Origin of the sequence: Pseudomonas sp. PB120, assembly GCF_009761815.1 — a bacterium.
Taxonomy (GTDB): domain Bacteria; phylum Pseudomonadota; class Gammaproteobacteria; order Pseudomonadales; family Pseudomonadaceae; genus Aquipseudomonas.
Map to the genome: position 1 here is coordinate 19,120 of NZ_RWIN01000022.1, position 12,870 is coordinate 31,989.

9 protein-coding genes are annotated in these 12,870 nt (G+C 61.0%); 3 read left to right on the plus strand and 6 right to left on the minus strand.

Features of this window, described 5'->3' with window-relative positions:
* Positions 1 to 78: 78 nt before the first annotated feature.
* Genes EJA72_RS03455 through speB form a run of 3 tightly spaced genes read right to left on the minus strand, consistent with a single transcriptional unit; the run spans position 79 to position 3,027 of the window.
* Positions 79 to 1,590 (minus strand): cytosine permease, encoded by a 1,512-nt coding sequence (locus EJA72_RS03455; RefSeq protein WP_157710142.1) that lies wholly within the window; start codon positions 1,588 to 1,590, stop codon positions 79 to 81.
* Positions 1,591 to 1,644: 54 nt separating this feature from the next.
* Positions 1,645 to 2,067: a nuclear transport factor 2 family protein gene (locus EJA72_RS03460; RefSeq protein ID WP_157710143.1), complete on the minus strand. Its 423-nt coding sequence runs from the start codon at positions 2,065 to 2,067 to the stop codon at positions 1,645 to 1,647.
* 9 nt (positions 2,068 to 2,076) lie between these two features.
* A complete protein-coding gene (gene speB / locus EJA72_RS03465) occupies positions 2,077 to 3,027 on the minus strand; it encodes an agmatinase (protein ID WP_178129018.1) in 951 nt (316 codons plus the stop codon).
* A 357-nt stretch (positions 3,028 to 3,384) separates the two neighbouring features.
* Between speB and EJA72_RS03470 the strand changes: the two genes are divergently transcribed.
* Positions 3,385 to 4,278 carry a LysR family transcriptional regulator gene (locus EJA72_RS03470; RefSeq protein WP_007945995.1) on the plus strand — a complete coding sequence of 298 codons (894 nt, stop codon included), beginning with the start codon at positions 3,385 to 3,387 and terminating at the stop codon, positions 4,276 to 4,278.
* A gap of 4 nt (positions 4,279 to 4,282) precedes the next feature.
* The gene (locus EJA72_RS03475) at positions 4,283 to 4,876 is read left to right on the plus strand and encodes a tRNA-uridine aminocarboxypropyltransferase (RefSeq protein ID WP_157710144.1); all 594 of its coding nucleotides are present in this window, start codon (positions 4,283 to 4,285) and stop codon (positions 4,874 to 4,876) included.
* A 155-nt stretch (positions 4,877 to 5,031) separates the two neighbouring features.
* Here EJA72_RS03475 and EJA72_RS03480 read toward each other — a convergent pair whose 3' ends face one another.
* From EJA72_RS03480 to EJA72_RS03490, 3 genes are read right to left on the minus strand one after another with little or no spacing between them, the layout of a single operon-like run.
* Positions 5,032 to 6,411: an HlyD family type I secretion periplasmic adaptor subunit gene (locus EJA72_RS03480; RefSeq protein ID WP_157710145.1), complete on the minus strand. Its 1,380-nt coding sequence runs from the start codon at positions 6,409 to 6,411 to the stop codon at positions 5,032 to 5,034.
* 9 nt (positions 6,412 to 6,420) lie between these two features.
* Complete coding sequence (locus tag EJA72_RS03485) at positions 6,421 to 8,580, minus strand: type I secretion system permease/ATPase (RefSeq protein ID WP_178129020.1); 2,160 nt, start codon at positions 8,578 to 8,580, stop codon at positions 6,421 to 6,423.
* Between the two features lie 18 nt (positions 8,581 to 8,598).
* A complete protein-coding gene (locus tag EJA72_RS03490) occupies positions 8,599 to 9,957 on the minus strand; it encodes a TolC family outer membrane protein (protein ID WP_157710146.1) in 1,359 nt (452 codons plus the stop codon).
* 593 nt (positions 9,958 to 10,550) lie between these two features.
* Between EJA72_RS03490 and EJA72_RS03495 the strand changes: the two genes are divergently transcribed.
* A partial coding sequence (locus EJA72_RS03495) for a retention module-containing protein (RefSeq protein WP_157710147.1) occupies positions 10,551 to 12,870 on the plus strand: 2,320 nt, incomplete at its 3' end.

Here is a 12,870-nt window from a genome sequence, read left to right on the forward strand (position 1 = left end):
TTTTGCGACTGCTGCGCAGTCGAGCGGGAGCAAGCTCCCTCGCCACAGGTGTACAAACCCAACAGCACATTTTGTTTATCAGGCGGCTTGTCGCAACGCCGTTTTACCGAGCGAATCCTTGCCCTTGCTGCGTGCATCGTCAGGGCCGAACACCGCCGCCGATTCCGGGAACAGGCTCAGCAGCGCCAGGTACACCAGCGACGCCAGGCCGAGAGTGACCGGCAGGCTGATGTCGATACCGCCAGCCAGATCGCCCAGTGGACCGACGAACTGCCCCGGCAGGTTCACAAAGCACAAACCCACCGCTGCGCTCGGGATCCAGGCACCCAGGCCACGCCAGTTCCAGCCGTGGGTGAACCAGTAACGGCCCCCTTTCTCGCCACGGGTGAACACTTGCAGGTCATCCGGGCAATAGAAGCCGCGGCGTACCAGCAGGCCGATGATCATGATCACCATCCATGGGGTGGTGCAGGTGATGATCAGCACGGCGAAGGTCGACACGCTCTGCACCAGGTTCGCCGCAAAGCGACCGATGAAGATGAAGGCAATCGACATCACCCCGATCAGCAACGTGGCCTTGACCCGCGACAGCACCCGAGGGAACACGCTGGACATGTCCAGCCCGGTGCCATACAGCGAGGTCGTGCCAGTGGACATGCCACCGATCACCGCGATCATGCACACCGGCAGGAAGAACCAGCTCGGCGAAACTGCCAGCAGACCGCCCACGTAGTTGTTGGCCGCGATGTAGTCCGGCGCCTTGATCGCTACGATAGTGGCGGTGGCCAGGCCGAACAGGAACGGGATAAAGGTCGCGATCTGCGAGATCACCACCGCCGCCATGATCCGGCGCTTGGAGGTGTCACGCGGAATGTAGCGCGACCAGTCACCGAGGAACGCACCGAAGGAAATCGGGTTGCTCATTGCCACCAGCGCAGCGCCGATGAAAGCAGCCCAGAAACCCGGTTGCCCCATGCTGACGGTGCCGGCGTAGTTCACATCGAAAGGACCGGCGAAGGCGAAGATCCCCAGCAGGAACAGCAGGCTGGCGCTCCATACCGCGATCTTGTTGACCCACAGCAGGAAACGGAAGCCATAGATGCAAACGGTCAGTACCAGAATCGCGAATAGACCATAGGCCAGGCCCAGGGTCAGGTCGGTTTCCGGAAGACCGATCAGGCGCTTGGCACCACCGATCAGCGCATCACCCGAACTCCACACAGAGAGCGAGAAGAACGCGATTGCGGTCAACAGCGACAGGAACGAACCCACGATCCGCCCGTGAACACCGAAGTGTGCACCAGAAGACACGGCGTTGTTGGTGCCGTTGATCGGGCCGAACAGGCCCATGGGCGCGAGGATCAGCGAACCCAGCAACACGCCCAGCACAATCGCCAGTACGCCGGCCTGGAAAGACAGGCCGAACAGTACCGGGAAGCTGCCGAGAACGGCGGTGGCAAAGGTGTTGGAACCGCCGAAGATCATCCGGAACAAGTCCGTCGGGCCTGCGGTGCGTTCGCTGTCCGGGATCTGTTCGACCCCGTAGGTTTCAATTTGCGTAAGGCTTTGGTCGTTGTTGTTGTTATTCATGATCAGCTCCGATCATAAAGGCGCGCTCATCGTGTGTGAGCGTCACCTGTTTGGCTAAGGGGTTGGCAGCCCTTCCGGCATGGCGGACAAGTGTTCGTGGCAGGCCAGCCATAGGCCTTGTTGTTCTTGGCCAGACGCTTGTTTCTTGAAAACAATCGTCTCGCGCTCCTGGCTGAAGTGTTGCTCCCCTTGCATGCGCAGCTCGGTGGCCACGTCATGGATGAAAATCGCCACGTCACCTTGCAGGCTGACGAAAGCGTTGCTCGAGGTGCACGAAAGCACTTCGAAGCCATCCTCCGAGCGCCAGGTGTCCCACAACGCCTGATAGGCATCGCGCGACAAGAGGGGCTTTTCGAGGGTGTAGAACACGAAGCTCGCATCGGCGCTGAACGCGCCGAAGTAGGCTTCGCGATCGTTACGGGCAAAGGCGTCCACCAGATCGGCGGCCGCTTTCAAAACCTGATCGCGTTCGGTCATGGTCAATCCTCAGCGGTGAACCACGCCCGGCAGTACGCAGAGCATTTCGTACAGCAGGTTGGCGGCCAGCAGCGAGGTGTTGCCGGTGGTGTCGTAAGCGGGCGAGACTTCTACCAGGTCGCAGCCGACCAGGTCGAGGCCTTGGCAGCCACGAACGATTTCAATCGCTTGAATGGTGGTCAGACCGCCGATTTCCGGGGTGCCGGTACCTGGCGCCCAGGCCGGGTCGATGCCGTCGATGTCAAAGCTCAGGTACACCGGGCCGCCGCCGACTTTCTCGCGAACTTCTGCCATCAACGGTGCCAGGGATTTGTGCCAGCACTCTTCAGCCTGAACCACACGGAAACCCTGGTTGCGGCTCCAGTTGAAGTCGTCAGCGGTGTAGCCCTGGGCGCGCAGACCGATTTGCACAACGCGGTCCGGGTCCAGCAGGCCTTCTTCGACAGCGCGACGGAAGGTGGTGCCGTGGGCGATTTTCTCGCCGAACATGTGATCGTTCACATCGGCGTGGGCGTCGATGTGCACCAAGCCAACCTTGCCGTGCTTCTTGTGAATGGCACGCAGGATCGGCAGGGTGATGGTGTGGTCGCCGCCCAGGGTCAGGGGGATCACATCGTGTTCGAGGATGTTGTCGTAGGATTCTTCGATGATCCGTACGGCATCCAGCAGGTTGAACGTGTTGATCGCCACGTCGCCGATGTCGGCAACCGACAGCGAGTCGAACGGTGCAGCACCGGTGGCCATGTTGTACGGGCGAATCATCACGGATTCAGCGCGGATTTCACGAGGCCCGAAACGGGTGCCTGGACGCAGCGAAGTGCCGATGTCCAGCGGAACGCCGATGAAAGCAGCATCCAGGCCGGCAGCGGTTGGCAAGTGGGGGAGTCGCATCATGGTGGCGATGCCGCCGAAGCGCGGCATTTCGTTGCCGCCCAGTGGTTGGTGAAGAATCTTGTCCACGGGTAGGGCCTCATCGTCGTTGTTTTATTTATGTGGTTGCGCCGTTCACGGAAGGTACGGGCACCATTGAGGGCCGATTCTGCAAAATGTAGTGGCCCGGAAGAATCGCTACGGGCAAATACTTAGTTCAGATTTTTCTAAACTAATGGCCGGCGCAGAGATAGACTCACCGTCGTGCACAAAACCCTTGTGGCGAGGGAGCTTGCTCCCGCTGGGCCGCGAAGCGACCCTGAAACCATTCAGTCCGGTTACATCAGGCAAACCGCATGAGCCGGGTTTACGCCTGCTGCGCAGTCGAGCGGGAGCAAGCTCCCTCGCCACAAAAGCAACATGCGTCACCTGCAATGGAGCCCCCCCATGGCCAACGCTTTACCCGACCTTAAACTTTTACGCATCTTCGTCAGCGTGGTACGCCATCAGGGGTTCGCCAACGCCCAGCAAGAGCTCAACCTCTCGACATCGGCCATCAGCACTTACATGAGCCAGCTCGAAGCGGCGCTGGGCCTGGTGCTCTGTCATCGTGGCCGGGGTGGTTTCAGCCTGACCAGCAAAGGGGAATTGTTCCATCAGGAAACCCTGCGCCTGCTCGGCGAGCTCGAGGGTTTCGAACAGTATGCGGCGGCGCTGAAAGGCGAACTGCGGGGCACCCTGAACCTCGGCGTCATTGACTCCACCGTCAGCGACAAGGCTCTGCCATTCGCCGAAGCCATCGGCGCTTACAGTCAGGAGCACCCGGCCGTGCATTTGCATCTGTCGGTCATGAGCCCTTACGAACTGCAACTCGGCGTGCAGGACAACCGTCTCGACCTCGCCATCGGCGCGTTTTCCACGCGCATGAGCGGCCTGGTCTACATGCCGCTCTATCGCGAACAACACTGGCTGTATTGCAGCAGCCGGCATCCGTTGTTCACCGAGCGGCGCATTCCCGAGCAAGTCATTACCCAGCAGCGCATGGTGGGCCGTGGCTATTGGAGTCAGGCCGAACTCGCACGCCATGGTTTCAAACACAGTGCTGCGACCGTGGAAAGTATGGAGGCCCAGCTGATTCTGGTGCTGTCCGGCGCCTACATCGGTTACCTGCCGGAGCACTATGCCCAGGCCTGGGCGGACAAGGGCGATTTGCGCGTGTTGCTCCCGGCCACCTTCGGCTATCAGGCACCTTTTTCCATGATCGTGCGCCGTGGCCGAAGCCGTGAGCCGCTGATCCAGACTTTTCGCGACCTTCTCAAAGCACAACTGAACCAGGCCTGAGACGATGTCCAGAATTCAATGTTCCCGCTGCCTGCGCCCGCAATCCCATTGCCTGTGCGCCTTGATCCCCAGCCTCGACAGCCGCACCCGGGTGTTGCTGTTGCAGCATCCGAGTGAAGTGAACCATGCGCTGAACACCGCGCGGCTGGCGGCGTTGGGTTTGAACAATGCCGAGTTGGTGGTGGGCGAAGTGTTCGAGGAGTTGCCGGTGTTGTTGAGTCAGCCGGGGTATCAGGCGCGGTTGTTGTTCCCTGCCGATGAGGCTCAGCCGCTACAGGCCTATACCGCGAATGATGAGCCGTTGTTGCTGGTGGTTCCGGACGGCACCTGGCGCAAGGCGCGCAAGATGTTGCACCTCAATCCATTGCTGGCCGGGTTGCCGAGGGTGACGCTGGCGGGTGGCGGGGTGTCTCGCTATCGGCTGCGCAAGGCGCCGGGGCCGGGGGCGCTGTCGACGGTGGAGGCAATTGTCCAGGCCTTGCAGACGCTGGAAGCGCCCGTGAGTTTTGAGCCGTTGTTAAAGCCGTTCGAGGCGTTGATCGAGGGGCAGATCGCGGCGATGGGGGAGGAGACTTACCAACGCAATCACGGGCAATGAAGTCCCCTGTGGCGAGGGAGCTTGCTCCCGCTGGAGTGTGGAGCGCTCCCAAACCTTGTTGACTCGGTACAGCTGGCTTATCAGAGAGGCAGGTTTTGGGGCTGCTGCGCAGCCCAGCGGGAGCAAGCTCCCTCGCCACAGGTGTAGTGCACTTCTTATCTTTCGCGCATCGCCTCGGTCCGCGCTTTCAACACCGGTTTGAGCAGGTAATCCAGCACGCTTTTCTCCCCGGTAATGATATCCACCGTCGCCACCATCCCCGGGATGATCAACAGCGGTTTCACATCCCCGCCCAAGTGGTTCTTGTCCGTGCGCACCTGAATCAGATAGAAGCTGTTGCCCTTGTCATCGGTAATCGTGTCCGCGCCGATCAGTTCGAGCTTGGCACTCAGCCCGCCATAAATCGTGTAGTCGTAAGCGCTGAACTTGACCATGGCTTTCTGGCCAGGGTGCAGGAACGCGACGTCCTGCGGCCGGACCTTGGCTTCGATCAGCAGGTTGTCTTCCAGCGGCACAATTTCCACCATGTCGCTGCCCGGCTGGACCACGCCGCCGATGGTGTTGACCTTCAGCACCTTGATAATCCCGTGCACCGGCGAAACCACGGTGGTGCGGGTCACGCGGTCATCGATGGCAATACTCGACGCCGTGATTTTCGACAGGTCGGTGCGTTTCTCGTTCAGGTCTTTCGCCGCGTCCGAACGGAAGGATTGTTCGGACTCGTCAATCTTGCTCTTGATCTCGTTGATCGCCGATTCCGCACGAGGAATGGCCAGGGTGGTTGCGTTCAGCGAACCACGAATCTCCACGGCGCTGCGCTTGAGGCGCAGGATTTCCACCGGTGAGACAGCCCCGGTACCCACCAGCGGCGCGGACATGTCCATCTCTTGCTGCAACAGCGCCAGGCTGGAACTGAACTGACCCTGCTTGGAGCGAAATTCCGCCAGCTCCTGGGTTTTCTGCCGCAGTTGTTCACTCAGCGTGCGTTGTTCGCTGGCAAGCCGACGCTGACGCTGGTCGTACAGCGAGCGCTCGTCTTCGGCCACTTGTGGCGCCTTCGCGATTACTTCTTCTGACAGCTTGAACGGGCGACCTTCCGCCTCGGCAGACAGGCGCTCGACCTGCGCCGTCAGCGCATAACGGTCCGCCTCGCTTTCGCCCTTGTTCGACAGGAAACGGGTGTCATCCAGGCGCAACAAGGTGTCGCCCTTGTTCACCATTTGCCCTTCGCGGACGAAGATTTCGGTGACAATGCCGCCCTCGAGGTTCTGGATCACCTGGACTTTGCTCGACGGAATCGCCTTGCCTTCACCCATGGTGACTTCTTCCAGCACCGCGAACTTGGCCCAGACCACCGAGCTGATGATCAGCCCCGCAGCGAGCCACACGGTAATCCGCGACCAGCGCGGGGAGTCTTGCAGTGCAGCGCCGGCGGTTTCCGGCATGAATTCGCTTTCTGCGCTTTTTTTGAAACTGCCGAAGTAACCGCGCCGCTTCGAATCAGCGTTTGACGCGTCGGATGATGAACGGGCCATGAATTGCTCCTAGACAGCCGCAGAGCCGACGCGGCCCTTGCGCAGTGCATCGATGACCGCTTCTTTCGGACCGTCGGCGACGATCCGCCCATTGTCCAGCACCACCAGCCGATCCACCAGGCTGAGCATCGACGTGCGATGGGTGACCAGCAGCACGGTCTTGCCCTGCACCACGCTGTGGAGTTTCTGCCGCAAGATGTCTTCGCTGCTGTTGTCCATGGCGCTGGTCGGTTCGTCGAGCAGCATGATCGGAGGGTCGAGCAACAAGGCGCGGGCCAGCAATACCGCCTGGCGTTGACCGCCCGACAGCAATTGGCCACGTTCGCCTACCGGACGGTCGAAACCTTGCGGGTGTTGCCGCGCGAGTTCGGTCACGCCCGTCAGTTCGGCCACTTCGAGCATCCGCGAATCGCTGATGTAGCGCGCGCCCAGGGTGAGGTTGTCGCGCAGGCTGCCGGCCAGTAGCGGCAGGTCGTGGGCGACGTAGCCGATTTGCTGGCGCAGGTCGGCGACATCCAGTTGCCGCAAGTCCAGGCCGTCGAGCAACAACTGGCCTTCTTCCGGTGCATAGAAACCCATCACCAGCCGGCCCAGGGTACTTTTGCCCGAGCCGCTGCGACCAATGATGCCGATCCGTTCGCCGGGTTTTACGCTGAAGCTGACATTGGCCAGCGCCGGTGAACTTTGGCCGTTGTAGTGGAACGTCACGCCGCTGACATCCAGCGCGCCTTGCAGCTGTGTGCGCTCCAGCGGACGCTGTTTCGCATCGCGTTCCTGAGGAAGGCCCATCAGCGCATCGGTGCTTTTCATGGTCAGTTGCGCTTGCTGGTAGCGCGTGATCAGCCCGGCAATCTGCCCCAATGGCGCGAGCACGCGGCTGCCGAGCATGTACGACGCCACCAGCGCGCCAACGCTGAGGTTGCCGGCGATGATGCTGTAGACCCCGGCCACAATCGTCGCCATCCCGGAAAACTGCTGGATGAACAGCGTGCCGTTGGTGGCCAGCGCCGAGAGGTTGCGTGCATGGCTGTCGAGGCGGGTGAGGGCGCCGTGGGTGGTTTCCCACTTGTGCTGGCGTTCGCTTTCGGCGCTGCAGGCCTTGAGCGTTTCCAGGCCACCGAGGGTTTCGATCAGCAAGGCCTGGCGTTCGGCGCCGAGGGTCAGGCTTTTTTGCACGGTGTCGCGCAAACGCACCTGAATCGCCATGGCGAACAGGATGGTGATCGGGAACGCCAGCAATGGAATCACCACCAGCCAACCGCCCAGCAGGCCGATCACCACCAGCATCAGCACGACGAAGGGCAGGTCGATCAGGCTCGTGAGCGTCACGGCGGTGAGGAATTCGCGCAGGCCCTGGAAGTCATGAATGCTCTGGGCAAAACCGCCGATGGTCGCCGGCCGCGCTTTCATCGACATGCCGGTGATGCGTTCGAACAAGGTGGCCGACAGGATGACGTCGGTTTTCTTCCCGGCTGTGTCTAGCAGGTGAGCGCGGACTACCCGCAGCGCCAGTTCGAAACCGGTGCCGATCAGCAGGCCGATGGACAACACCCACAAGGTCGACGTGGCCTGGTTCGGCACGACGCGATCGTAGGTCTGCATCACGAACAGCGGCACCATCAGGCCCAGCAGGTTGATCAGGAAACTCGCCAGGATCGCGTCGCTGTACAGCCATTTCGACAGCTTCAGCGTGTCGCGAAACCAGGCTTCCACCCGCGGTACGAGGGGCGAGCGCAGGTCTTCGAGTTCGTGGCGCGGCCGGGCGAACAAGGCCTGGCCACTGTAGTTTTCCGCCAGCTCTTCAGGGCTGACCCACTGTTCGCCGCCATCGGCTTCACTGGGCAGGATCAGCAGCTTGCCGTCATCGCCAAAACGCCGCAGCACCGCGGTGCGACCGTTGTTGAGGAGCAGCATCACGGGTAGGTTGAGGGCGGAGATGTCCGACAGCTCACGGCGCAGCAAGCGCGCCTGCAAGCTGGCCCGGGCCGCTGCGCGTGGCAGCAGGTCCAGGCTCATGCGTTGTTTGTTCAGCGGCAAGCCGGCACTCAGGCTGGCGCGACTGACCGTCGCGCCGTGGAGTTTGCAGAGAATCAACAGCCCGTCCAGAAGCGGGTCGTCGAAACTCAGTCGCGGATCAACCCCGGCGTTGCCGGTTTCCATGCTAGTCACACTGATAGCTCCCTTGCGCTACTTCAGTTCAGGCAAACGGGCTTCGTTTTTCACTTCGGTCTGGGCGACCGCGTCGGCGGGCAGCACCACCCGCTGTTTGCTCAACAACTGGCCCATGTTCGCCAGCACACGGTACATCGAATATTCCTCGGTGTAGCGAACTTCGGTGTAGCGGCGGTTGGCATTGTAGAGCTCGTTTTCGCTGTCGAGAAGGTCGAGCAGGGTCCGTTGGCCCAAACCGAACTGATCCTGATAGGCCACACGTACGCGTTTGCTGGTGTCAGCGTATTCACGGGCGGTCGGGGTTTGTTTCTTGGCATTGACCATGGCGTTCCAGGCCAGGTGGATGTTTTCGTTGAGCTGGCGCAGCGCGTTGTTTCGGATGTCCATGGCCTGGTTGATCTGGTGTGCATCGGAGGCCAGTCGCGCCTTGTCGCTGCCGCCACGGAACAGGTTGTAGTTCATCACCACGCCGACCCGCCACTCGTTGTCGTGGCCTTCATCGCCCTGCACGTTGTTGTTGGCGCCCACGGCCGCTTCGGCGTCGAAGCGTGGGTAGAACGGTGACTTCGCGACTTCGTACTGGCTCTCGGCCGACTGCACGTCAGCCTGGGCGGATTTCAGGTACGGGTTGTTTTCGACCATGCTCTGCTGGGCTTCCTGCAGGGTGGCAGGCAGTTCGCCGCGAGTCGAAGGGGGTGTTTCGAGTTCATCGGGCAGGCGCCCGACGACAGCGTAGAAATTCGACTCGGCGTCGGCCAGGTCGACTTCTGCGGTGTCCAGGTTGTTCTCTGCCAATGCCCGGCGAGCGACCGACTGATCGGAGTCGGCGTTGCTGCCGATGCCGCGCTGGGTGCGCAGGCCGATCTGATCGTTGACCCGCAAGTGAGCTTGCAGGTTGTTCTTGGCCAGGGACACGAGTTCGCGGCGCTTGAGCACTTCGAGGTAGACCTCAATGGTGCGCAGGGCCAGGTCCTGAGCGGTGCCTTGAGCGTAATAGGCCCGGGAGTTGACCACGCCTTTGGTGCGCTCGACTTCGTTGGACGTGTTGAAACCGTCGAACAGCATTTGGCGCAGACGCAGTTCGGACTGGGTGTAATTCAGGATTTCAGTGTGGTGATTACCGAATGCGCGGGTGTTGGTGTTGTCGCTGTACCCGCGCCCGTACGCGGCATTCAGGTCCACCGACGGATAAAACCCGCCCTTGGCGACTTTGACTTGCTCATCGGCCGACAGCCGGCTGTCCACGCGCGATGCGAGCTCCGGGTGGGTCGCAATGGTGCTCTGGATCGCATCAGTCAAGGACATGGCTTGTGCCTGGGACGCGCACGTCATGGCCAGCAGAATCGCGCTGCAGAGGGGGGTTAAGTGGCGCATGGGTGAATCTCCCTGAATCCTAATGGTGCTTTATCAGTCGCCAATTTATTGACGGCATTTATAGGTAAAACTGTTCCAAGCTTGTAACAACAGAGCTAAGAACATTCTAGAGAAAGCCTGAGAACTTTTTTTCATAAGCTTATTCCAAAAAAAACTTATGTGCTATTTTAAATCCAGCACATTGTTCCTTTCGTCAGCCCTTGTATTATGAGCCTTAGGGAGCTCTTCAGGGGCTTTGAAAAGTTCAAACCACTTATCGATAAAGGGCGGAGAAGTGCTGTAGGGGAGGGAAGTGTAGCGGTTTTGGAGTGACGGTTTTTTGTCACTTGCTTGATTCAGAACCGTTACGAAATGCTCGCAGGGCCGGTTGTTTTCGAATTGGATCCAGATGTTATTGATTGCATTGGGGTTTTATCTTGAGCCGAACAACAGGTCCGCGAGCGATACGCTTGGCGAAATTGTCGCCGGGGTCGTGGTTTAGTTAAAAAAACCGCACCCGTGGGCAGACGATTCGCCAGGCAACCCGCCTGAGCCATGCGCACATCTTCGCAAAAACAGGATGCCAACGACGGTTGGCTGCGGAGGAAATGCACATGGCTACGCTCATCGGTATCGTCAGTAAAGTCATTGGTCAGGTGTTCGCGGTCGCGAGCGACGGCACACGGCGCGCATTGATCGAAGGAGACCGGTTGTTCGCCGGCGATCAATTGGTCACTGGCGCCGAGGGCGCAGTGGCAGTGCACCTGCAAAATGGCCAGGAACTGACGCTCGGGCGTGGCAGCAGTCTGCAAATGAATGCCCAGTTATTGGCGCATCAGGCTCCCCACGTCGACACCCCGGAATCGGTGACGCCAAGCCAGGCGCAGCTGACCGATGTCGAGCAAATTCAAAAAGCCATCGCGGCCGGCGCTGACCCGACGCAAACCGGCGAAGCCACCGCGGCAGGTCCATCGGCGGCGGGAGCTCCCGGCGGCGCATTGGGCGGCGGCCACAGTTTTGTGTTGCTGGAAGAAGTGGGCGGGCACATCGATCCCACGATTGGTTTCCCGACGGCCGGGTTTGGCGGCATTCCCGAATTCCCTGAAGAACGCCACAACGCCGATATCAACAACAACACCCCGGCAACGCCGGTACCGCCTGTGGACGTACTGCCACCGCCGGTCAATAACCCGGTGACCCTCGGTGGTCTCAATACTACCGGTGGTGAACTGACCCTCAACGAAGCCAATCTGCCCGATGGCTCGGCGAGCAACCCTTCAGCGCTGACCCAGAACGGCACGTTTACCGTGACCGCGCCTGATGGTCTGCTGACCCTAAACGTGGGTGGCATCAGTGTCATCACTGGCGGTGTTGCCGCAGGCTTCCCGCAGTCGATCACGACGCAGTTGGGCAATACGCTGACCATCACCGGCTACAACCCGGCCACCGGCGTGGTGAGTTACAGCTACACCCTCAACGGCAACGATAACCATTCGGCCGGTGACGGCGCCAACAACCTCAGCGAACAATTCAGCGTGGTGGCTGGCGACACCAATGGCGACAGCGCCACCGGTTCGCTGGACATCAACATCACCGACGACGTACCCAAAGCCGTCGATGACACCAACGCTGGCACCGCTACGTCGGCCAACGTGACGCTGGAAGGCAACGTCCTGATCAACGACGTACAAGGCGCCGACCGTGTTCCGACCGGCCCCAACTCTGGCCCGATCACCGCCGGCACCTTTACCGGGACTTACGGCACCTTGGTGCTGAACGCCAACGGCACTTACACCTACACCCTGAACACCAGCGATGCTGATTTCAAAGCGTTGCAAAACGGCGGCAGCGGCACCGAGAAATTCACCTACACCCTGACCGATGCCGACGGCGACACCAGCACAGCGACCCTGGAACTCAACATCCACAACAGCCCGGTGACCCTCAACGGCCTCAACGTCGAAGGCGGGGAGCTGACCGTCTACGAGAAAAACCTCACTTACGGCAGCGAGCCTGATGCCCCGGCCCTGACCCAGACCGGCACCTTTACCGTGACTGCGCCCGATGGCCTGCAAACCCTGACCGTAGGCGGCATCGCCGTGGTCAGCGGCGGCGTGATCGCGGGCTTCCCGCAATCGGTTGGCGCTGAACACGGCGCCGTGTTCACCGTCACCGGCTACAACCCGGCGACTGGCGTGGTGACTTACACCTACACCCTGAATTACGCCGACACCCATCCGAACGCCGATGGCACCAATAGCATTTCCGACAACTTCAACGTCGTTGCCACCGACAAGGACGGCAGCACCGCGACCGGCCAGATCAACGTCAACATCGTCGACGACACCCCGACCGCTCACGCCGACAACGTCTCGGTGGGCGAGGGTGGTACCGTCACCGGTAACGTGCTGTGGAACGACGTCGGCGGTGCCGATGGCCCGGCGGCCGGTGGGGGCGTGGTCGGTGTGCGTTTCGGCTCCGACACGTCGACCCCGGTCAGTGGCGGCCTGAACACGCAGATCAACGGCACCTACGGTTACCTGACGCTGGACGCTGCGGGCAACGCGGTCTATCACAGCAACCCGAACGCCGTCAGCGGCCCGGGCGCCACCGATACCTTCACCTACACCCTGCGCGATGCCGACGGCGACGAAAGCACCACCACGGTCACCATCGACGTCACCAACAGCTGCATCAAGGCGGTCGGCGACAGCGAAGTGACCGTGTTCGAAAAAGCCCTCGACCTGACCAAAGACGGCCAGGACCTGGCCGCCGGCACCGTTACCGGTAGCGAGCCGGGCAATGCCGGCGAAACCGCCAGCGGCACCTTGGTCGGCACCGTCACCGGCGCCACCGGCGCGATCACCTACACCCTGGTCGGCAGCGCGACCGGCGCGTACGGTCAGCTCCTGCTTAATCCAAACGGCACGTACA